Below are 22,101 nucleotides of genomic sequence, written 5' to 3' on the forward strand. Positions count from 1 at the left end.
TGTTAGAGTTGCTTATATGAGATGGTGTAAAGTATTCCGTTTCCTATCTGCTGTTTGTTGAACAGTTCGAGATCTATATTCCAATCTTCTCTGAAATCGCGGTCGGTACATTCAGCGTTATCTCTTCCAAATGGTGCCCATCCTTTTGCTATACCTGCGTCTGGACGTATACAGATTTCTGCATTATCCGCTTTAACCGTCAGACACCGTTCATGCTCAACATAACCTGTATCTTGAATTTCCGGTTCTATCCCGGTCAGTTCAAATATAGCATCCTTCAGGAAATGATTTCTCTTCTTACCGTTGGTAAAATCTTTTATAGCATTTACTGCCATATCTGGGTCATTAATTGAGACGATATTTGTGACAATAACTTTAATTGATACCAGAACTAAATCTGCTTCATTCTTCAGACTGGAAATCATTTTTGCCAAAAGCATACAGCCTAAGGGCGTTTTTAGGTATCTATCAGAATATTCAATAGAAACAGCCTTGCCTCGTAGGTTAGATATTATTCTATTCCAATTACCAGTTTCCGGAGCTTTCAGAGAATCAAAAAAACGACCCAACGAGCTGTGTTCTCTTATTCTATATTCGAACATAAAGGAAGAATCGTCCGATGAAAAGGCGCTCAACAGTTGCATTCTATTTATGTCGGCATAGGACAATGAATTTGGCTGTGTGGTTATGAATACATCTCCACTTCCCCAATTCTTAGAATAGGATGTATCAATATTTTTTCCAAAGTATGTTTTGACGATTCCGTCATTCATAATCACGACCATCAACGGAAATAATCCTGTCGGCAGTGTGTTTTCAAGACATTTAAAGTTGGTTTTAAATACCTCCGCAATTAAAGTTGCACTGTCTGCTGACGAGAGCGATTTTACATCTGGTACGCTTGGCAGTATAAAGGCAACGTCAACTCCTTCTAGAGATAGTTCTGTGAGAATTTTTTTAAATGGGAATGTTTCCGCATCCCATTGAGAAATGTTGTCGTTGACAAATATTCTGATACCAGAGATGTCCTTGTTCCGTGTGAGCTGATAAAACTCGGTCGTGATGTCTGATGTCACAACATGAGAATCAGGCATTAAATAAATAATTTCCTTTGGGGCAACACGGGCCTTGACTTCCTGTCTTAACCATTCTAGAGCCTTAGGCCGGTTAAGATAGTTCGTATACCATTGCGATCTGCGATCTATAAGGCACTTCGTGCAAGACCGTTCACAGTCGCATCTTTCAAGAGTCTCCAAAGCCATTTTTAGGACTTCATCTTTATATTCTCGGAAGAGCAATGAATAACCTGCACCACCGAGAGCAGTATCATATATGAAAATAGAATGATTTATGCCATCATAGCCGAATTCAATTTCTCCATCGTTGACACCGAGCAGCTCCGTGAGTTTACGGCTAAGAATCACGCCGAGAGAATAGAGTGTCTCAGTGTCTTCTACCAGATTGTTGTCTTTGTCATAAAACTTGATCTCAACAAAGTCAGTCTGGTATCTTCCGACCAACAACACATGACGTCTTACTGCAGCACCGTCATTTTCGCCACCGGGACAAGAGGTCGAAGCTAGAAGATGTTTATGGTGCGACAGCATCCGCTCTGTGGTGTCTGGTGATTTTTCTGATTTCATTCTACCGCAATAAGGACAGAAAGCATATCCATACCCATTCGTTCCTTTATTATAAAAGAGAATCTCAGACCTTGGCGTTGAACAGCGGATAGACATTTTTGCAGAATTTGTCTTCAGAAGCCAGGCATCCATTTCAAGCAAAATAGGCTGAATGAAATTCATACTGCCGAGAGAGTCCATTTTTCGAGTCGGGGTCGAATCCCATGCTACGGAGAACGCAGCAGGTTCAACGACCTCTGTAAAACGCTGATCTGTCGATAGTGAGATGTCCTTTATGCCATGCATAGTTCCATGCCGACCGCACTTGGGACAATCCGTCTTAGCACTTCCATAGATAATAGTTGTATAACCACAATGAGTGCAATTCTGTATGATATACCTTGAAGTGCTGTCATCGTATTTTGTCTTCAGACGAATACCATTGGTCTCATAGACCCATTCGTTTTTCACTACTGGATTACCGGGAGCATAAGAGGAGATGGCCTGACTTATATGCAATGTCGGTGAGTTACCGTCAACCTTTTCCTTACCGCCTAGCAGACACTCAACTAGTCCTAAGGGTAAACCTGCACTTGGCAGAAAAGAATTTTCAGCAAGATATGACAACATCGAGGTCTTAAAAAAATTTTCCTCTTGTTTCTCTATAGCTTTAATAGCATTGGTCGTTCCTGATTCATTCTTCAGAGATTCAATCGCCTTTGCAAGAGCTCCTTTATGAGCATCAAAGACATTGTAAACAGCAACTATGTCTTTTTTGACTACTTGTGCGACATCCGCCAATGTTATCTGAGCGAGACTTGTTCCCTTGATTAATTTTAAATATGGTTCTTGAAGACGTTCAACCTTTCCGCTGATTACACTATCAATATAATTTAGAAACTTATCAAAGAAAGACATCCCTTCTGCCGTGACAAAAAAATCCCTAAGAGTTGCCGTAACCCTGATTCCCCCTTGATCTGCTACAAAGGATGCGAATACCATCGCATTAACATGACGTTGAATCAACTGACGGCTTTCCAATTTTAACAATGGAGTTTCTGTTACATGTGTAATCGGATAATCTGGATTGTTCCATGTATGAGTTCCAATAGGATTGGGAGCACAAACAGTTAAAGCCAAGGCTTTAGTTTCACTTCTTCGTCCTGCACGTCCCGTACGCTGAAGGTAATTTGACGATTTTGGCGGCACATTATTCATGACGACTTCTGTAATACCACCAATATCGACCCCCATCTCCATTGTTGTTGAGCAAGAAAGAATATTGATTTTCCCCTCATTAAACTCTCTTTCGTATCGGTCAAGATCTTCTGACGATTGCTGAGCTGAATGTTCAGCCGATATAAAAATCGGTTTTGAAGCAAATACTCTGGAGTTCATAACCCCGAACACACCAGCAGCCTTTTGTTCAGAGAAGTTCTTCTCAATCCATTCCATGACATTCTTTTCTGTCTGATCCGCAGACTTGAATGGGAAAAGCGGATTTACAAACTCCGTCTTGATTTTGAATCTATCGAAATTTTCACGACTGATGTAACCGTTCATTCTTGGGCTATAGCCACAGAACGGCGCATCTATAATAACATTGTCAACAGGACAGAGATAACCTTTTTCGATAAGTTGCAGCTTAACTTTATCCCCCATGAGATCGAGCATATATCCTTGATTTTCTACATCTGTTGCTTCAAGAACATTTTGTTTCAGGAAATCCCATGCGGCATCAAGTATTGAGTTGATGTCAGCAATCTTTATTTGATTGATTTGAGAAATATCATCATAATCTAGAACTGCACACAGAAGAAGAACGAGTCTATTCTGATTCTCATTAATACCTTTTGAACTTACATTGACTTTAAACCATTTCGATACAGGGCTCCCATTCTTCCTCAGTTCTGAATTTGAAGGATATATAGGAGAACAGTACTTATTTTGTGTAAGGTAATCTTTATAAGCTCCAGAAAGCATATAATGACGACCTCCACGAATGACATAATCCATACAGATCTTGAGAAAATTCTGCCAGTCGGTGTCTGTACATCTTTTCTGAAGGAGTGCTGGGCATTTCGCATTTTTAAGTGCTGGATAGACAAGACGTACGAATCCCATCGTTTCCAATGAGTTCGCCCGTTTAGGAATCCATCCGAATTGGTCGACAAGAAGTGCTTTCAGATAGTCCGTTGCATTCTCGAAATTTTTTCTGCCACGTGCTTTATCAACATGTTCATACAACTTCTTGAAATTTGAGTCATTTTCAAGAGACTGGCTTATTTGCCCCCATGATACCTCCTCTGGATTGGGGATTACTGGTATGCCATTCTTTTTTTTTTCAAGTTGTTTAAATTTTTCAAAAAGTAAGGTCGGAAGATGTTCCCGAATACTCAGATATGCATTGTATTCTGCTTCCTCATCAGGAGTCAGACCACCAGGTTTCACATCATTCAAACGCATATCGGCAAGTTTATGAAAAATGGAAGCTCGAATCCATGAACGTTCTACATCCTGATTAAGTCCCATTGCAGAACGTGCAGACCCTTGACGGCTATCGGTAAATGTTATATACTTTCGGCCTTCATATACAACGTCTGCGTCATTACTGTCAATGGGTTCGGCATTATCAAGAAGCAATGTTGCTAAAGTACGTCCAATTTGAGTAGCACTTATTCTGAGATAATCAAGGTTTTTAAACTCGCTGAGATTATTGCCACAATGAGGACAAAGAACATGATTATCTCCTGAGTGTCGAAGAGATTGATATATTACAGGAATACTTTCTTCACTTTTTAAAGAAGTAAAACACTTGTTGCTTCTATTGTCTTCAGGGACAAGTTCTATTTTACCATTCTGATGATTGAAGATGTGATATGTTCTATTCGCATTTTTCCTTAAACATGCTTTCTTCGGAATGGCGAAAAAGAAGCGAGAAAAGCCATCCGCCTCATTTTGCTCAACATCTTCTATATTTCCCATATCTTCCAAATCAATGAGATCTTCCTTTTGCTCATAGAAAAGACTCTTGTCAAGATCAATTACATTGGTGTGCATCCTAAATCCCTTAGTTGTGTTTGTTTCACCCACTATAATGGGAGAGCCGCAAGACGAACATGTAGCAAGTTCCAGCATCTTTGATTTACAAACTGGACAATTCATATTTTGATATGTTGTCAGACTTCCTATCGATAATCTATATCCCTTATGACGTTGACAATCAGGATTGGTGCAAACATACACTCCACTTATCGATCTAACAAATAAATGAGCACGTGTTGGCAATAAAGCTCCAAGGCCGCCTCCTTTGTTTAGACCTTTCACTTTTTCTCCGAGAGCATCTATTATTTCCAATGAGGCATCCACATTTTTCCCGATTCCTTTATCAAGCATACGACCGATTTCCTTTGCTTTCAATACCGGCGAAGAGTTAAGCTTTTTTCTCAACTTCTCAATGTCAGAATAACTCAATTCGATACTAAACTTTTTGTTTATTTTGGACAATTGATCTTCTGCAATTCCCTTGTTTAGTTCTGGAATAATGCGCTTACCACTAATTATTTTTATATCTTCAAATGGTTTTCCAGTGAGTTGAGACACAAAAGTTTTTAGCTTTATCGTCGTTTTGGGGTCACTTTCATCACCGATAGTCGCTGATGTTACAGCAAAATTTACTTGATCAATAGTTACGCCAAAAGCATCTAGTACACGACGGATTTGCAATGATAATTCAGCGGCTGAAGAGCCAGTATAAGTATGTGCTTCATCTAAAAGAATCCATTTGAGCTTACCTTTGGATTTTTCCAAGATTTCACGGTCTTCTGCTCGTACCAACATATAGTTGAGCATAGTTGGATTAGTAAAGAGAATCTGAGGCGGAGTTTTCCTTATTTGAGGCCTTGTTACGAGCTGTGGATAATGAGATGTAGTATATCTGTCAGACCGATTTTCTTTGTCGGTTTCTCCATTATATATCGCATAGGTAACCTTTTCGGGAAGAGCTTTGCACCAAGCATGAATACGTTTCTGTTGGCTTTTCATCAGTGCATTCAAAGGATAAAGGAATATGGCCTGAACACAATTTTTTTCATTGGTTTTAGCCAAATCTTGCAAAACTGGTATCATAAAACATTCTGTTTTACCTGATCCTGTTCCGGTAGTCACAACAATGGTTTGTGGTCGAGAAGAAAGCATAGTTCTCCAGCTTTCTGTTTGATGCTTATAAGGATGCCTGTCTAATGGAAATCTCAAATCCTTGTCAATTCCTTCGCTACTCAGTGCATTAACAAATGAAGGAGTTAACAATCTGAGTTTAGAAGAATGTTCCTCAAAACTGTCGGCACTCTCCTCCCAAGGGAATATTGATTGGAATACAGGTTCTGCAAAAAGAGGCTCATCCTTAGTCAAAATCCTCTTGATATATTCTTGTTCTTGGGCTTGACCCTTGAACCAAAGAGAGGCAAGAGAATCTATTAATAATTCCTTGGCCTTATTGTAGAATGAAAAATAATTCATATTCATTTGTTTACAATTTGTTTTACAGTTCCGATAAATATCTTACTGTAGGTTTCTTTAAAGTATTTTCGGTAAAAATTAGTGATACGAGCATAGTCTCGACTTTCTAATAAAAAAAGATTTGTGTGATTTTTTACTTGTGCGAAATTTTCCGCAGCACACATTGCGGACTCTATCATTACACGATAAGACTTGTGCATCTCTTGGTCTACATAATATTTATTTTGAAGTACAAATCGGGTTATAGGTAGGTCTATATTGTTATCTGTATATCCATGTATTTTTGATTTAAATTGATTAATGTCAGCTCTTGAGAAAATCCGGGCATCTCCGATATTCCCTCCCGCAACATATTGGGTAAGTTCAGACGCAACTTCTGCAGATAGTGTAGCGTTGAAAAGTGCATTTATCAATTCTGTAATCTCACCTAATTTTGTATTCATTATATTAATAAGTGTTGGGGGAAGCAAACGTATGAAACTCTCAATACATTCTCCCCATACAGTGTGCGGAATCCAATGTACTGCAATGTTTAATTCATCTTCAAAACGGTCAATTTCTTGAATGAGAACATCGGAAGCGCCATTAAGCCAACAGGCTAATATTAGGTTTACCAATAATTTAGGGTCACGACCTATAGATTTGAAAGCATTATATGTAGTAAACGGAAGATTAAACTCTGAAATAATACGGAATGCTTTTACAGTTTTTGCCCAATACTCGCCGACAAAAACATCATCCTTGCTAAGCCTTTCACTCCAAAGTATTATGTTAGCAGCAGACATCTCTCCACGTACTTCCGAACTGTAATCTTCTTGTTCAAAATTGTAATACTTAGGAACAAGCCTGCGCGAACTTTCGGGACCAGAGAAAAGGATTGCTTCCGAATTCAAAAGCTCATGAGGAATTGTAAACAAGTTCATTTGTCGGTTATACGGCTCAAGCTTTATTTGTACTAATTCAGCTGGTTTTATATTTTCTGAAACCGGCAGTGCATATACATCACCGTCATATATGAAATCGGAAGTGTCTTCACTGGTATAATCTGTGATTCGAATTTTATCTGAACTCAACTCACTATCAAGAACAAATTTTCTTATATAGATGCGTTTGTCACATATTTTTAGTTCTATGGAACTACTACGGTCAAAAGTATTTGCACCATATAATTGAAACATTCTTGCAAACAAATCACGATAATCGGATAATGGAACTATACCTTCAATTACTGGACTCTTAAGATGCTTGATTGTATCGTCATCCTCTATTTTATCAGATTTGTAAGTCACATCTATCATACCAGACTGTCCATGACTGATTATATTAAAATATCTCAGGTTATCATAAGATATGATTTTTCCTGATGGCACAATTTTCCCTTCCAAATCAGATATTACTATACCCTCAAACGGTACTACAACAGATACTTTCAAAGGAGGATTATTCTCGGCAATTATTTTTAAATTACACGTAGGAGAATATTTAGAAGCACAGGCATCTCTGGAAATCCTCCAGGTATTTTTATCCGTCATTTCAACAGATAAGTTTTCGCACTCATCAACTTTTGCAGAGATAACATGGCGAGAATCTAGGTGTAGTTCTGTGGAAAACATCGTTTCGTTGCGAGAGGCAAATGTCATATCGTCTATGAAATAAAATGTTTCCATCACGTATTTATTGTCAGGAAATTCAACCTTGATATCAACAAGCCCAAATGGCAAAAGGCATGAATTGGACAAGTTCCGCCACTCAGCTTTACTATTATGAATACGATATTTAGGCTTGATATTCCCGACTCTGGTGCCAGTTTGGTCAAAAACGCTTATTACTGGAATGCGAGTCAATAACTTAAAATTAGATTGCTCTACCCATTGTATATATGTACCTCTGAATTCAGCACTATAAGGCGTGAATTCATTGGTTATGGTTATATCCTCATTCGACATGCAATTGTGTAAATCTACTTTATCAGTAAACTTAATCGCCGAATAAAGTTCTCCATTTAGTAATAGTTTATGACTACCATCACACTTCCAATTAGTGGAGAAAACTGCTATATTATTTTCAGCATTCACTGTCGATTTCAAAGAATATACATTATCATCAAGCATTTGGAAAACCTGAGGGCATTCAAAATTCGGAGGATAACTACCACATAAAGTTGGAAACAATCTGTCATCGTTGTCACACCTGATCTTAACTTCAACTACAGGTTCTCCACTCCACTTTATATCATTTGCTACGCCAACAGTTATACGAGAATATATCGCACCGATAACCTCTCCTACGTCATCTTTAACTAGGGATTTTCTTACATACTTTCCAACAAGTATACCAGAGACAAACACATCGAAGGTGTAGCACGATTGATAGTTTAGACCTTCAATAGATTTTGATGAAATCTCTTTTACTATATTTAAATTGACAAAAAGATTTGCAGTTTCACTTGAGGTCAAACGTAGTTTCCAACTTAGAGAAAGTGGTTTAGTTCTATGTTCACTCTTAACTCGCCGGTATTCTCTTTTTAATGATTTAGTCAGTTCCGACAAAGAGGAATCCGTATCATCATATGGTAGCCAGCGGTCTTCTTCGGATATGATTGCATGAGCGATCTGTAATGAAACATCGTAAATATTGTCATTTTTGAATGCTTTCCCAAGATAAGCTATACAATTAAAATTCTTGATTAAATCTATATTATTATCATCCCAATCAATATTTATTGAAGACAATTCTTCAACCAATCCAATGAGAAAACGTGAAAACCCGCTAAGATTAGTTCCGTTCTTTATGTAATTTACAGGAAGACCTCCTTGATTTAATAAAGTTCTAAAATATTCATTCCCCTTGAGAGAGTGAATAAATGCAAATCCATGACTTTTAAGCCCATGACGTGCAGCTTTATATAGTTGCTCCCAACAATAATGAGGCAGTCCTAATCCGACTGCAACATCTTCTCTGGAAGGAATTCCTCCATTATAGTCTCTTCTCCACCATTCAGCGTAACACAAGGCCGCCTCAATTCCAAAATCTTCTAATCGATACGCATTTTGGGCAAGAGTCTCCTTTAAGTTTGTATATTCTTCCTCGGTTAATTTAAGTTTCCAAAGGGGCATATCTGGGGTTATGGACGGTCTGTTACGAGCATCCAAAATCCTCATCAAAACAACATGCTGTTCACTATTGCATATATTAACCATGTTCTAAAAATCAATTGGTTTATAATCTTTTGTAAAGATAGCGCAATTCTGTGCAATCACAATGCACAGTAAACAAAAAATTCAAGATAGATACATTTCTTTCAATATATTGATAAATGACTTAATTACTAGACTCACTTAAATTTGTTGGTATTGCAATAGATTTGGAGCGATAATCGAAAATAAGAAGTCAAAGCAATAAACGATTTTACCAAAATTCTGCAATGAAGATATAGAGAAAGTAGACACTGGACATTATCCATATTTTGCAGTCCATCTAGCTTTTCTCCATAAGCAAGGGATGATATAAAAACTAATATGCACAGTATTGTTCTTCGTTTGAAAAGCTTGTTTACTATTCCTTTTTCCCTAATAATTGTTTTGGCAATTATCGAAATACTCCGTATTTTTGCATTTAATAGAGCGTTCTTTGGGTTAATGCAAAACAAGAAAAAATATAGAAATCTGCTGGTTTCTATATCGTTACCTATCAATCTGAAAGCTTTTGTAATTCCCTTGTTCCCAATGAGTAATAAGATTTGATATGACTAGCGCAGTGGGTGGTCAGCACCTTGTCGATGCCGCACACGGCCGCGATCTCCTTCATGTAGGCATTCATCTTCTGGTTGCTCGGCGTGGGAAGCACGCGCCCGCGAGCGAGGCACGCCTCGTCCCGCTCGTAGCGGCGCAGGATTTCGAGCGAGGCCGGAAGCAGCGGGATGCGGCTCATGACGGAGGTCTTTTCGCGCGGCTTGTGGATCCACCACCGCCCCTCGTCGTCCTGCGAGAGGTGCTCGCGCCGCAGGTGGTCGGCGTCGGCGAAGGCCAGCCCCGTCAGGCAGCAGAAGACGAAGACGTCGCGGATGCGGGCCAGCCGGTGGTCGAGCTCCTTGCGGGTCAGCAGTTCCAGTTCATGCGCCGTAAGGTGCTCTTTGGCCTGCACCTCGTCCTCTTTGAGTTTATAGTAGCGGAACGGATTTTTCGTGATCCACTCGTTGCGCAGGCAGTAGAGGACGAAGTTGCGCAGACAGTCCATGACGGCGACCGCCCCGTTGTGGCGGCAGCGGTGGGCGGTTTGCAGGAAGAGGTTGAAGCCGTCCAGAAACTCGTAGTTCATCCGCTCGACGGGAATGTCCTCGGCCTTGCCGCGCTGGGCGAGGTACTGTTTCAGGTAGCGCAGCAGCCGTTCGTACTTGTCGGCCGTGCGCTGCGTGATGCGCACGCCCACCTCGCCCTGCCGCCGCTTCGCGTAGTCGGCGAGGCCTGCGATGAGCATCATCGTGTTGCAGGTCGGGTTGAGGTAGCGCTGCTTGATCTGCGCCGCATTGGCCGCATAGCCCTCGGCCAGCAGCTTGGTGCGGATGTCGATGATTTTGACGCGGAAATCGTTCAGTCGCTCGTTGACCTGAATGGCCAGCTTGTTCGTTCCCATCGCGCGCTCCTTGTGCTGGTTCCACGTTTCGGGATTGCTGTCGCACTGAGTGTAGACCTCTTGCCGGAGCCCTCCGGTCGTAATGCGTGCGAAGATGGGCGCCAATCCGTTTTTCTTCGGTCGTCCTTTCCGCATCAAGAAAAGAATGGCAAATGTCTCTTGTCTCATGACGTTGAAATTTTTTGGTTAACAAAACGTCCGCAAGAGAGAATTATTACGACGTAAAACGCAGCGAAACAGTGCATTGCAAACGTACTCGGGAGCAAATTCCGTCGCGCAGCCCGTTTTTCGCCTCCGCTCCCTTTCGTGCTCCCGCGAGTTTGCTGCGAAATGCTTTCGGCTTCCGGTTCAGAGAATTTGCCGACACCTTTGCAAAACGATGATATACAATCAATTTGCACTTGTTTGCACCGAACGGGCAACGAAAAAGGAGCCCTTCGAAAAGGCTCCTTTGTGCGGATAAAGGGACTCGAACCCCCACGCCCTAAGGCATCAGATCCTAAGTCTGACGTGGCTACCAATTACACCATATCCGCAAATATCCGAACAGGAACTGCAAAAGCCGGGTGTAAAACCGGATTTAGGCGGTGCGTGAAACGCGTCCTGTCCTTTGCAAAGCTACCGGAAAACGAGCGCAATCGTGCGGGATTGTCCGCAAAGATTACCGGATCGGTTCCTGTCCTTTGCAAGGATAAGGAAAGCAAGCGACAAGCCAAACAAATTCGAGCTTGCCCGAGCCGCCTCTTATCTGTTGGCAAAGATAACGAAAAAACCTTTTTCTCGAATGGATGCCGGGCGATTTTGCCGATTTTTGGTTACTTTTGCAAACTATTTCAATCGATTATGCCGTATAAACTGACACTGGTTCTTACTCCGAAGCAGGCTGCCGACGTAAAATACTATACTGAACAGGCGGCTCGCCGTGCGGGTGTCGCGGAGCAGGATGTGGCTTTGGTGCGGGTCGTCGGACGGTCGATCGATGCCCGGCAGCGGCAGCCCAAAGTGAATCTTACGCTCGAAGTTTATGCCGATTGCGAACCGCAGCCCGCACCTGTGCATTTCGACTATCCGTCGGTTGCGGGGCGTACGGAGGTCGTGATCGTCGGTTCGGGCCCTGCGGGGTTGTTTACGGCTCTGCGGCTGATCGAACGGGGGTATCGCCCGGTGATTCTGGAACGGGGACGCGATGTGTCGGCCCGCAAGCGGGACATCGCGCAGATCAACCGCAACGGTGCGGTCGATCCCGATTCGAACTATGCTTTCGGCGAGGGCGGAGCCGGAACATTCTCCGACGGCAAACTTTTCACCCGCAGCAAGAAGCGGGGCGACTACAACAAGGCGCTGCAAACGCTGGTTTTTCACGGCGCCACGCCCGAAATTCTTTACGAATCCCATCCCCATATCGGAACGGATAAACTGCCGAGGGTGATCTCCAATATCCGGCGGACGATTCTCGAAGCCGGCGGATCGTTCGTTTTCGATGCGCGGGTTACCGATGTCGAATTGCACGACGATCGCGTAAAAGGGGTGTGGGTCGGAGATACCCTTTATGAAGGAGCGGCTGTGGTTCTTGCTACGGGACATTCGGCCCGGGATATTTACGAGTTGCTGCACCGGCGGGGCGTGCGTCTGGAAGCCAAGCCTTTTGCGATGGGCGTGCGGATCGAACATCCGCAGGCGCTTATCGACTCGATACAGTACCACTGCGAGTCGCGGGGAGAGTATCTGCCTGCGGCCTCCTATTCGTTGGTCAGCCAGGAGGGTGGGCGTGGCGTCTATTCGTTCTGTATGTGCCCCGGGGGATTCATCGTTCCGGCGATGACCGATGCGGCCGAATCGGTGGTGAACGGTATGTCGCCCAGCGGCCGGAACTCCGTTTTCGCCAATTCCGGTTTGGTGACCGAGGTGCGGCTTGCGGATTTCGAGCATCTGCGGGCAGAGTGGGGCGAGCTGGCCGGGCTGAAATTCCAGCAGCAGTTCGAGCGGCTGGCCCGGCAATACGGCGGCGAGCATCAGATCGCTCCGGCCCAGCGTGTCGCCGATTTCGTGGCGGGACGTGCGAGCGGTTCGCTGCCCCGGACCTCGTATATACCGGGCGTTGTGCCTTCCCGGCTGGATAAGTGGATGCCCGGATTTATCGCCTCTTCCCTGCGGGCGGGTATCGCCACTTTCGGGCGGCGGATGCGGGGATTCCTGACCAATGAAGCGTTGGTCGTGGGCGTCGAGTCCCGCACCTCGACCCCCGTGCGCATTCCGCGTGATGCGCAGACGCTGATGCACCCCGAGGTCGCCGGGCTTTTCCCTGCGGGCGAAGGGGCCGGGTATGCCGGCGGAATCATTTCTGCGGCGCTCGACGGCGAGCGTATCGCCGATGCCGTTGTAAATTACTTGAAAAAATAGCGTATGGATAAGAAGGAAGTGGTGGTCGTCGTTCCTGTTTACCGGCCGGAATTGACCGTCTGGGAACGGGCGTCGTTGAGGCAGACTGTTGGGGTGTTACAGGAAAATTATCCGGTCGAACTCTTGGTTCCCTGCGGTATGGATTGCTCGGCGATCCGGCGTGAGTTCTCCGGACTGCCGGTTCGGGAGGTGTCGGACGAATGGCTGGGCCGCAAGAACGGGATTGCGGGATACAACCGGATGATGCTTTCGGCCGGATTCTACGAGTTGTTCCGCGATTACGAATATCTCCTGATCTGCCATACCGACGCCTGGATTTTCCGGGACGAACTCGCCGACTGGTGCCGTAGGGGATACGACTGTGTGGCCGCTCCCTGGGTCCGCCGCAAAGTGTATGATCTGCCGATTCTGAAGCAATACCTGCGGTGGAGGCTTCGCCGTGCAGAGCGGGCGGGCCGGATGATCCGGCAGTCGCTCTACGGGAAGATCGGAAACGGAGGTCTTTCGCTTCGCCGCGTGGAGAGTTTTCGGGCCGCGTGCGAAAAATACGGCGACGAGATCGAGCGGTTTTGTTCGATGGGCAACCACCTGGGCAACGAGGATGTTTTCTGGGCCGTCGTTCCCGAAGGGTTTCGTTATCCTTCGCAGGAGGAGGCGCTGCGGTTCGCGTTCGACACCAATCCCCGCTATTGCTACCGTTTGTGCGGCAGTCGCCTGCCGATGGGGTGCCATAGCTGGTCGAAGCCCCGGATGTGGCGCTTCTGGCAGCAGATTATTCCGCTGCCCGACGCGGCGAGCGGCGCCGCAGCGGATAAGTGATCCAGTACGCCAGAGTATTGACCGTCGTATGGAAAAGGTGCTTGCCCAGCCCTTTTCGCTTCTGGTCATTGACCATCAGAACGGTTTTGTAGCAAATCTTCAGCCGGTTGTGCCGGACCCATACCGAGAGCAACCGTTCGCTCAAATACCCCATCACGCGTCCCTGCACGGGGTCGTCCTGAATCTCGATCCGCCGCTCCACCTCGAACAGAATATCGAACAGCCATGCCGAGTAAGCCTCGAACCGCTCGCGCGGCAGGACGAACATGTTGAAATGCGAGAGGCGGTTGTTGCGGAAGAACACCCGGTCGAAATCCGGCAGGTAGGCCGGATATTTTTCTGCGATCACCTGCCGTGCGGTCAGCAGGTCGCTTTCGATGTGGCACTTGCAATAATCCGTGTAGAGGTTGTAGGGATAGATCTTCGGCCGGGCCATGACGATATCGCAGCGGCTGAAAAGGCGGTCGAAGTCGGGGACCGGATGCGATGCCGAGAAGAAGGCTTCCGAGCGAACCGTCCGCAGCGAGCAGGCCGAACCGCCCTCGAAGTCGAAATAGCGGCGATAGTGGTTCAACCCGATGTAGTCTGCGTCGTGCAGGTTTTTCCAGGCCCAGTAGTGGGCCGTGAGTTCGCAGTAGTGGCGGTTGCGGTCGCTGATGTTGTCGCCCGTGTCGTCGCCGACGGCGAACGGAAGTTCCGTTTGCGAAATGGCCCGTCCGACCTGAACGGGCTGGTAGGGCGGGGTTTTGAGGCATGCGTCCTGCTTGTGGGCGCAGACCAGGATGACGGTTTTGCTCATTTTTCTAAAGGGTAAGTTTGAGAGCGCTTTCGATCACTTTGTCCATGTCGTAGTAGCGGTATTCTCCGAGTCGGCCGCCGAAGATGACTTTCCGGTCCCGGTCGGCCAACGCCTTGTAGCTTTCGTAAAGTTTCGTGTTGCGCTGGTCATTGACGGGGTAGTAGGGCTCGGCTCCATGTTCGTACGGGGCCGGGTATTCCCGGGTAATGATCGTGCGGGGCTGATCGCCGCCCGGTTCGAAATGCTTGTGTTCGATGATCCGGGTGTAGGGAATTTCGCGCTCGGTGAAATTCATTACGGCGACGCCCTGATAGTTGGGGGTGTCGAGCGTTTCGTGTTCGAAGCGCAGCGAGCGGTACTCCAGCTCTCCGAGTCTAAAATCGTAGTATTCGTCGATGCGGCCCGTGAAAACGATGCGGTCGCAGAGGCTTTCCCAGTGCGTGCGGTCGGCGAAGAAATCGGTGTCGCAGCGCACCTCGACGCCTGCGAGCAATCCGTCCACGAGTTTGTTGTAGCCGCCGATGGGGATACCCTGCCAGCGGTCGTTGAAGTAGTTGTTGTCGAAGGTGAAGCGCACCGGCAGGCGTTTGATGATGAATGCCGGCAGTTGGGTGGCGTCGCGTCCCCACTGTTTTTCGGTGTAACCTTTCACGAGCCGTTCGTAGATGTCGATGCCGACCAGCGAGATGGCCTGTTCTTCGAGGTTCCGGGGCTCCGAAATGCCTGCTTCGTGACGCTGACGGTCGATCATCTCCGCTGCCTGGGCGGGCGTGGTAACGCCCCACATGGCGTAAAAAGTGTTCATGTTGAAAGGCAGGTTGTAGAGCTTGCCCTTGTAGTTGGCCACCGGGGAGTTGATGTAGTTGTTGAATTCGACGAAGCGGTTCACGAACTCCCACACTTCGCGGTTGGAGGTGTGGAAGATGTGGGCGCCGTATTTGTGGACGCGGATGCCTTCGCGCTCCTCGCAGTAAGCGTTTCCGCCCGTGTGGGGCCGTCGGTCGATGACCAGCGCTTTCTTACCGGACCGTGCGGCCCGGTAAGCTGCGACTGCGCCGAAAAGTCCGGCTCCGACGATCAGGTAATCGTATTTCGACATGATGCAGCGGGTTTATATGTGAATCAATTGGGTAAGGCGTCGAAGCAGCCTGCCGGAGAGAGTTCCGAGGGCGAAGACCCACCGGCTGCGGGCTGCGACTTTCCGATCCCGGCGATCGGTGAGAAACGCGGGGTCGAAGGTCGAAAGATACTCTTTGCGGGCATTGCGGGCCGCTTTCGCGGCAATATGCAGCTCCTCGTTCGTTTTCGACGCCGCGACCGCCTCGCAGCATTGTTGCAACCGGATGCGGGCTGCGACATAACGCCCTTCCGGGGAAGGTGCGGCCTGTAGGAAAAGGTCGTGTAGCTGGCGGGAAACGCGGAGAATCAGCTCTGTCGGCTTGCGTTTTTTGGAGAGGCTGCTACCGAGGGCTCGGTAGTGGTAGGGCGTTTTTTCGTTGATGACGATGCGCGAAACGTGGGGAATGTATTGCAGCAGGAAGATTTCGTCTTCCCGGTGCGAGAGCCCCTCGATGAAGCGGAGCCCGTTCTCGTCGATGATCCGTTTGACCAGCAATTTATTGACGGTGAATCCCAGCATGTCGTGCCGCCGCAGGACGACGATGGCTTCCGTGCAGGCTTGGCCCTGTACGTCCATGGCAGGCGCTGTCAGCCGCCGGTCCGATTTGCCTTCCCGGTGTTGCAGGATGCCTGTCACGGGCAGCGTATGTTCGTCCATGCCTGCTTCGACGAATTGTTGCAGGTAGTCTGCATCGACCCAGTCGTCGGGATCGCAGAAGGTCAGGTATTCGCCCCGGGCGTGTTCGATACCCGCGTTGCGGGCCGTGCTCAATCCTCCGTTGGGTTTGTGGACGACCCGGATCCGGGAGTGTTCCCTGGCATAGCGGTCGCAGATTTCGCCCGAGGAGTCCTTGCTGCCGTCGTCGATGAGCAGGATTTCGTAATCCTGGAAACTTTGCTGCAACAGGCGGTCCAGGCTGGTGCACAAGTAGGCTTCCATGTTGTAAATCGGAACGATGACGGTGATGAGCATTTGTGTCGGGGTAAAGGTTAAACCTTACAAAAATAACTCTTTTTTCCCATTTCCGGTGCAATTTGCATCCGGAAATGGGAGGTATCGGTCCGATGCGGTATTTTTAGAGGTCTGTCCGGTCGTTGCCGGATCGATTCCCGGCGAATTTAGCGGGTGAAACTGCGGGGAAGATCTTTGAATACCTTGTGCCAGAACATTATCATCCGGGGATGACGGTAGCGCTCCCGCCAGGCGAGGCGGACCGAGAGATAGGGCTCCTCGTTCCAGTGGCTGCCGGCGGCTTTGCGGATCCGCAGCAGGTGTTTGCCCGCGATCGAGAGGCGGCAGATCAGGGGCGGGTCTATGAGCCGGAAGGTTTCTTCGAGGATGCGGAGCGTTTCGATGTGCTTGCGTCCTGTGGCTATCGACTCTGCGGTGGTGTTGCTGTCATGTACCCGGTAGTAGTTGAGGGGTTCGGCAAGATAGACGACATTTCCCCCCCCCCGATACGATCTGTATCCAGAACAGCCAGTCGCCGCAATAACGGTATTGGGTGTAATTGTCGCCTGCGGGGAGCGCACTGCGCCGTACCAGTGCCATTCCTGCGTTGTAGATGGTGTTCCTCGGGCAGAGAAAACGGTAGAGGAAGAAACGGCTGCCGAATCGGATCTGTTTGTGTTTGGGATATTTGACGGGCGCCTCCTCCCGTATGGTCCGGGAGTGGGAATCGACGATATAGCTGCTGGTGAAAACTATGCTGCAATCCGGACGGGTGTCGAGAATCCGGACGCACCGTTCCAGAAAACAGGGAGAGGAAAAGTCGTCGCTTTCGGCGATCCACACGTAATCGCCCGTGGCTTTCGACAACCCCTTTTTCCACTGTTTGAAAGGTGATCCGCTGTTCCGTTCATTATAGAAAATGCCGGAAACTTTGGGGTGATTGCGGTATCGTTCGAGAATTTCACGGCTGCCGTCTGTCGAACAATCGTCGAGCAGAATCAGTTCGAAGTCCTGAAACGTTTGTTGCAGAATACTTTCGATACGCTGCTCGAGATAGGGAGCATGACAGTAGTTGGGAACAATGACCGAAACGGTGGGCATGCGAAAAATATATTATGTATTTAATCCGCTTGCAAAGATAGCGGTTTGAACTGAAATATTGCTTGTGCAGGTCATTAATCTTAAATTTATGATTTTTGCCGATCGGATTTCGGAATGTTTTTAATTTCGGCGACTTTTGGGCAGGAGTTGTGGGCGAAGGACGGCAAGGTGTGCTTCTTCTATATCGGGAGTCGCTGCCTTGCGTCGAGATAAACGGTCTTTGCATTGCTCCGTTGCGCATCCGGTTCGAATCGGGATTCCCGGTCTTTGTACCGGAGCCGTGGAGTGCAAAATAAAAAGTGACCTGTTACAGTTGTTTTCGGTAGTGGATAGGGAATTGATTTCGCTTCGCCTGTCTTCAAACGTCACGACTCGGCGGCTCGAACGGAGTTCGTCCGGGTCTCGCTGCTCCGTTTGTTCGAATGGGGTTCTCCTCCCCTTGTCCCGTTGCTCCGGAGAGTCAGTAATAAAAAAAGCGACTATTACAGTCGCTCTTGGTAGTGGATAGGGGATTCGAACCCCTATGTCGTGCGTGAGAGGCACGTATCCTAACCCTTAGATGAATCCACCGTTGAAATTTGGTGTTGCAAAGGTAATACGATGTTTTGAATTTACAAATTTTTTTTCGTGAAAACTGTTGTTTTTTTCTCGGGCCGTTTGTTCGTCCGTCTTTTTATGTACATTTGTAGAAGATAGGATGTACTTGGGCATAACCCGATTATATGCGGTTCTGCATGGGACATTCGTTATATCTTGTTTAGAAAAAATTTCGGATTCGTATGAAACGTGTGATTCTCCTTTTTCTTGTTTTTGCCGGATTGACTTTCGGATCGTGCCGCCGGCAGACCGTGATGCCGCAATTCGATATCGTGGTGACGGATACCGTAGCGGTACGCGGCGGAATACCCTGTCGCTTCCAGTATGCCTTTACCTCGATCGCCAATGCCGACGAAGCTCCGGCATTGCAGGCGATCCAGGAATCCAATATGCTCTATTTCTTCGGACTGGAGCATTTCCAGGGCGGGGTGCAGGAGGCTGTCGATTGGTCTATCGGGCAGTTCATGGACGAGTATATCGGTACCCTGGATGAGTCGGTACCCCAGTGGGAAACCGAAATGGAGATGGCGGTCGAGTCCGAGGCCCGTGTGGTGGATACGTTGCTGGTCTATACGATTTCGAGTTCGAACTATACGGGCGGTGCGCACGGTATGTACAGCATCAATTGCCATAATTATTCCATTGCGGGCGGTTATGAGCTGGCTTTGTCCGACTTGTTCGATGCGGCACGACAGGAGGCTTTGATCGGGTTGATCCGCAACAAGCTTTACGAACAGTTCGGTGTCACGGGGGACGAAGGTCTGGTGGCGCAGGGATTTTTTCCCGAATACATTTCCACGACCGAGAATTTCGAAGTGACCGAGGACGGCATTACGTTTTACTATAATCCTTACGACATCGGATGCTATGCCCTGGGCGGTGTCGAGGTGCATATCACGCGCGAGGAGATGCAGGGGTTGTGACAGGATGTGGGCGTGCGGCTCTCCGGCGGTAGTCGTCGGATGAAACCGGTATAAAAAATGGAGGCGACAAGATATCTTGTCGCCTCCTCCCATCAAAAATTAACCCTAAAATTATCCCTTTCCAAGAATGTCCGAAAGATAGCAATCGAGATAATACAGATCTGCATCGTCGCCGATCACTTCGTTCTTCATCAGTTCTTCGTCGGAGATAGACCTTGATGTATCCGTTTTGTCGTTTTCAGTCATAGGAGGCCTTTTAGTATTTCTTTTTTAGTTCATTACATTAAAGAAACGGATGGCCTCCGGGCTTTATTGCATACGGATTAAGATAAAATAAGTTCTTTTTCCCTAATCATGCGCCGCAGGTTGATAAGTGCATAGCGCATGCGTCCCAGCGCTGTGTTGATGCTTACGCCGGTTTGCTCGGCGATCTCCTTGAAACTCATACCGGAGTAGTAGCGCATCATCACCACCTCGCGCTGCTCCTCCGGAAGCAGTTCGATCAGGTTGCGCACGTCGCTTTCGATTTGCGAGGAGATCAATTCATCTTCGATCGTCTTTTCCGCGAAACGCAGCGATCCCAGTACGTTGTAGCCGCTTTCGCTTTCATTGACCTGCTTGTTCTGCTTGCAGGCGCGGAAGTGGTCGATCACCTGGTTGTGCGCGATACGCAGAACCCACGAAAGGAACTTGCCGTTGTCGGTGTAGCGGCCTTCGTCGATGACGCGTATGACTTTGATGAATGTTTCCTGGAAGATGTCGTCCGCTACGTCGTTGTCCTTGACCATCATGTAAATATAGTCCCGAACCCGACGCTTGTGGCGCTCGATCAATTTGGAAATGGCACTCTGATCACCCGAACGATAATTATTAAGCAAGTGCTGGTCGCTTAATACTTGAATGTTCATACTCTTTTCTCCTGAATTAGTTATTAAGAGTAGAATGTTTCGATAGGCAATCCTTTAAGTTGTTAAATTACTGTTTTTTGATATACCGAATACTTGTTTCGGCATCTTTTGTGTCGGAAAGGTAGAAATAATTATCCAAAAAAACAAACTTTTTAGATTTCTATTTTTCCGGCAGGGTGTCGATGAATTAACAATAACTATGCCAAAAATAAAATCTATCAGATATTTTTATCTTTCTCCGAGTCCGAAGATGAAAGTTTTTCAGTTTCGATCGGTTCTACATGAATGGAAATGAGCGTATTGGGGCCGAATCGCTCTTTGAGCTGGCGTTCGATATCGACGGTCAGTTGATGGGAGCGGAGCACGCTCATCCGAGGATCGACGCGGATATGGGCTTCGATGGCGACGGTGGCTCCGATACGGCGTGTGCGCAGATGGTGCGGTTCGGTCACCTCCTTCGAGTGAGTCAGGATGTTCAGTATCTCCTGCTCGGTTGCGGCGGGAAGGGCATGTTCGAGCAGTTCTCCGAGGCCGCTTCGCAGCAGGTCGAACGCGATCTTGAAGATGAAGACCGAAACGACGAGGGCCGCCAGCGGATCGGCGATGCGCCACTTGTCGCCCAGAAAATAGGCGAGCCCGATACCTGTCAGGGTGCCGATCGACGAAAGTGCGTCGCTGCGGTGGTGCCAGGCGTTGGCTACGACGCTCGGACTGTCCGTCTGACGTCCCACACGAACGGTATAGCGATACAGGACCTCTTTGGCGACGATCGAAATTGCGGCGGCGATCAGGGCGATCGCGCCCGGTCGTCCGATTATTTCTCCGGTCAATACCAGACGGATGTTGCGGATGCTGTCGGCCAGGATGCCTCCGCCGACGGCGATCAGGGTCAGGCTGATGAGGATGGAGGCGAGGGTTTCGTACTTGCCGTGTCCGTAGTTGTGGCCGGCGTCTTCGGGTTTGGAGGAGATCCGGGCGAAGATCAGCACGATGACATCGGTCGCCAGATCCGATATCGAGTGCACGGCATCGGCGATCATGGCTCCGCTTCGGCCGAGGATGCCGGCCGCGAGTTTCAGGAGGGAGAGGGCGATATTGACGACCATTCCGATCCAGGTTGCCCGGTAAATTTTTCGGGTGCGTTCCGTGGGTTGATTCATGTCCGGTTGCTGTTTGCTCCGGGTGGTGTCGTACCCGGATGTAGGTTATCCTTGCATTTTCCGCTCCACGACAGGATGTCGAGCCGGATAATCTCTGTCCGGTGGAAAGACTTTTCGACATATTGCCTGCCGATTGTCTTGTACTCCGGGGAATATTTGCCGATCAAATGGTTCAGGGCCCTCCGACGCTCCTCCGCTGTGAGCCCCGTGCGGGCCCGGCAGTCGAGCAGGATGCTTTCGTAGAAGGTCGTAAACCGTGCGGGCAGCACCTGCGTTTTGCCGACGATGCAGAAAGTGACGCGGTCGCATTCCCGGAGGCAGTGCAACTTGCGTCCTTCCGGGGCACAGTGGATGTAGATCGCGTCGGCTTCGTCCCAGACATAGTTGAGGGGCACTCCGTAGCCGCCGCCTTCAGGACGCTGCATGCAGAGTATGCCGTATTCGCCCCGCCGCAACAGCTCCGTCGCCTCCGGTTGGTCGAGCAAGCGGTCCTGCCGACGGACTGAATCGTTTTGATAGTTCATGACCTGTTTCCTGCAAAAACGAAGACG

General features: G+C 47.8%; 14 protein-coding genes and 2 tRNA genes. 3 read left to right on the top strand and 13 right to left on the bottom strand.

The window, feature by feature from the left end; genetic code table 11:
* Positions 1 to 2 precede the first annotated feature (2 nt).
* The 4 genes from ALIPUT_RS09185 to ALIPUT_RS09200 all read right to left on the bottom strand — a co-directional run bounded on the left by ALIPUT_RS09185 (position 3) and on the right by ALIPUT_RS09200 (position 11,308).
* Positions 3 to 6,140 carry a DEAD/DEAH box helicase gene (locus tag ALIPUT_RS09185; RefSeq protein ID WP_231290543.1) on the bottom strand — a complete coding sequence of 2,046 codons (6,138 nt, stop codon included), beginning with the start codon at positions 6,138 to 6,140 and terminating at the stop codon, positions 3 to 5.
* Between the two features lie 2 nt (positions 6,141 to 6,142).
* Entirely contained in the window at positions 6,143 to 9,256 is a 3,114-nt protein-coding gene (locus tag ALIPUT_RS09190) for a hypothetical protein (protein WP_231290544.1), read from the bottom strand.
* 574 nt (positions 9,257 to 9,830) lie between these two features.
* A complete protein-coding gene (locus ALIPUT_RS09195; RefSeq protein ID WP_004329629.1) occupies positions 9,831 to 10,940 on the bottom strand; it encodes a site-specific integrase in 1,110 nt (369 codons plus the stop codon).
* A gap of 286 nt (positions 10,941 to 11,226) precedes the next feature.
* Positions 11,227 to 11,308: transfer RNA gene (locus ALIPUT_RS09200), tRNA-Leu, on the bottom strand.
* Between the two features lie 307 nt (positions 11,309 to 11,615).
* Here ALIPUT_RS09200 and ALIPUT_RS09205 point away from each other — a divergent pair.
* A complete protein-coding gene (locus ALIPUT_RS09205; RefSeq protein ID WP_022460414.1) occupies positions 11,616 to 13,172 on the top strand; it encodes an NAD(P)/FAD-dependent oxidoreductase in 1,557 nt (518 codons plus the stop codon).
* 3 nt (positions 13,173 to 13,175) lie between these two features.
* Entirely contained in the window at positions 13,176 to 13,991 is an 816-nt protein-coding gene (locus ALIPUT_RS09210; protein WP_004329632.1) for a DUF5672 family protein, read from the top strand.
* Here the strand turns inward: ALIPUT_RS09210 and ALIPUT_RS09215 are convergent.
* The 5 genes from ALIPUT_RS09215 to ALIPUT_RS09235 all read right to left on the bottom strand — a co-directional run bounded on the left by ALIPUT_RS09215 (position 13,945) and on the right by ALIPUT_RS09235 (position 18,532).
* The gene (locus ALIPUT_RS09215) at positions 13,945 to 14,790 is read right to left on the bottom strand and encodes a DUF4422 domain-containing protein (protein WP_004329633.1); all 846 of its coding nucleotides are present in this window, start codon (positions 14,788 to 14,790) and stop codon (positions 13,945 to 13,947) included. The two genes, ALIPUT_RS09210 and ALIPUT_RS09215, sit on opposite strands and share 47 nt — an antisense overlap.
* A 4-nt stretch (positions 14,791 to 14,794) precedes the next feature.
* A complete protein-coding gene (glf, locus tag ALIPUT_RS09220; protein ID WP_004329634.1) occupies positions 14,795 to 15,889 on the bottom strand; it encodes a UDP-galactopyranose mutase in 1,095 nt (364 codons plus the stop codon).
* Between the two features lie 12 nt (positions 15,890 to 15,901).
* On the bottom strand, positions 15,902 to 16,882 hold the full coding sequence (locus ALIPUT_RS12150; RefSeq protein ID WP_004329635.1) for a glycosyltransferase family 2 protein: 981 nt from the start codon (positions 16,880 to 16,882) through the stop codon (positions 15,902 to 15,904).
* A gap of 426 nt (positions 16,883 to 17,308) precedes the next feature.
* Positions 17,309 to 17,962 (bottom strand): glycosyltransferase family 2 protein, encoded by a 654-nt coding sequence (locus tag ALIPUT_RS09230; RefSeq protein WP_004329637.1) that lies wholly within the window; start codon positions 17,960 to 17,962, stop codon positions 17,309 to 17,311.
* Positions 17,963 to 18,457: 495 nt separating this feature from the next.
* Positions 18,458 to 18,532: transfer RNA gene (locus ALIPUT_RS09235), tRNA-Glu, on the bottom strand.
* A gap of 209 nt (positions 18,533 to 18,741) precedes the next feature.
* Between ALIPUT_RS09235 and ALIPUT_RS09240 the strand changes: the two genes are divergently transcribed.
* A complete protein-coding gene (locus tag ALIPUT_RS09240) occupies positions 18,742 to 19,482 on the top strand; it encodes an RsiV family protein (protein WP_004329639.1) in 741 nt (246 codons plus the stop codon).
* Between the two features lie 111 nt (positions 19,483 to 19,593).
* Here ALIPUT_RS09240 and ALIPUT_RS13230 read toward each other — a convergent pair whose 3' ends face one another.
* The 4 genes from ALIPUT_RS13230 to ALIPUT_RS09255 all read right to left on the bottom strand — a co-directional run bounded on the left by ALIPUT_RS13230 (position 19,594) and on the right by ALIPUT_RS09255 (position 22,074).
* On the bottom strand, positions 19,594 to 19,728 hold the full coding sequence (locus ALIPUT_RS13230) for a hypothetical protein (protein ID WP_004329640.1): 135 nt from the start codon (positions 19,726 to 19,728) through the stop codon (positions 19,594 to 19,596).
* 77 nt (positions 19,729 to 19,805) lie between these two features.
* Positions 19,806 to 20,390, bottom strand: coding sequence for an RNA polymerase sigma factor (locus ALIPUT_RS09245; RefSeq protein ID WP_004329641.1), 585 nt, complete (start codon positions 20,388 to 20,390; stop codon positions 19,806 to 19,808).
* 218 nt (positions 20,391 to 20,608) lie between these two features.
* Positions 20,609 to 21,550, bottom strand: a complete 942-nt coding sequence (locus ALIPUT_RS09250) for a cation diffusion facilitator family transporter (RefSeq protein WP_004329642.1) — start codon at positions 21,548 to 21,550, stop codon at positions 20,609 to 20,611.
* Positions 21,547 to 22,074, bottom strand: a complete 528-nt coding sequence (locus ALIPUT_RS09255; protein WP_004329643.1) for a pyridoxamine 5'-phosphate oxidase family protein — start codon at positions 22,072 to 22,074, stop codon at positions 21,547 to 21,549. The genes ALIPUT_RS09250 and ALIPUT_RS09255 overlap by 4 nt, the downstream gene beginning before the upstream one ends.
* Positions 22,075 to 22,101 lie beyond the last annotated feature (27 nt).

Origin of the sequence: Alistipes putredinis DSM 17216, assembly GCF_000154465.1 — a bacterium.
GTDB lineage: Bacteria > Bacteroidota > Bacteroidia > Bacteroidales > Rikenellaceae > Alistipes > Alistipes putredinis.

Bases quoted from the DNA above. Each gene is read 5' to 3' on its own strand.
- ALIPUT_RS09185 (WP_231290543.1), bottom strand. From the start codon at position 6,140: ATGAATTATTTTTCATTCTACAATAAGGCCAAGGAATTATTAATAGAT.
- ALIPUT_RS09190 (WP_231290544.1), bottom strand. From the start codon at position 9,256: ATGCCCCTTTGGAAACTTAAATTAACCGAGGAAGAATATACAAACTTA.
- ALIPUT_RS09195 (WP_004329629.1), bottom strand. From the start codon at position 10,940: ATGAGACAAGAGACATTTGCCATTCTTTTCTTGATGCGGAAAGGACGA.
- ALIPUT_RS09205 (WP_022460414.1), top strand. From the start codon at position 11,616: ATGCCGTATAAACTGACACTGGTTCTTACTCCGAAGCAGGCTGCCGAC.
- ALIPUT_RS09210 (WP_004329632.1), top strand. From the start codon at position 13,176: ATGGATAAGAAGGAAGTGGTGGTCGTCGTTCCTGTTTACCGGCCGGAA.
- ALIPUT_RS09215 (WP_004329633.1), bottom strand. From the start codon at position 14,790: ATGAGCAAAACCGTCATCCTGGTCTGCGCCCACAAGCAGGACGCATGC.
- glf (WP_004329634.1), bottom strand. From the start codon at position 15,889: ATGTCGAAATACGATTACCTGATCGTCGGAGCCGGACTTTTCGGCGCA.
- ALIPUT_RS12150 (WP_004329635.1), bottom strand. From the start codon at position 16,882: ATGCTCATCACCGTCATCGTTCCGATTTACAACATGGAAGCCTACTTG.
- ALIPUT_RS09230 (WP_004329637.1), bottom strand. From the start codon at position 17,962: ATGCCCACCGTTTCGGTCATTGTTCCCAACTACTGTCATGCTCCCTAT.
- ALIPUT_RS09240 (WP_004329639.1), top strand. From the start codon at position 18,742: ATGAAACGTGTGATTCTCCTTTTTCTTGTTTTTGCCGGATTGACTTTC.
- ALIPUT_RS13230 (WP_004329640.1), bottom strand. From the start codon at position 19,728: ATGACTGAAAACGACAAAACGGATACATCAAGGTCTATCTCCGACGAA.
- ALIPUT_RS09245 (WP_004329641.1), bottom strand. From the start codon at position 20,390: ATGAACATTCAAGTATTAAGCGACCAGCACTTGCTTAATAATTATCGT.
- ALIPUT_RS09250 (WP_004329642.1), bottom strand. From the start codon at position 21,550: ATGAATCAACCCACGGAACGCACCCGAAAAATTTACCGGGCAACCTGG.
- ALIPUT_RS09255 (WP_004329643.1), bottom strand. From the start codon at position 22,074: ATGAACTATCAAAACGATTCAGTCCGTCGGCAGGACCGCTTGCTCGAC.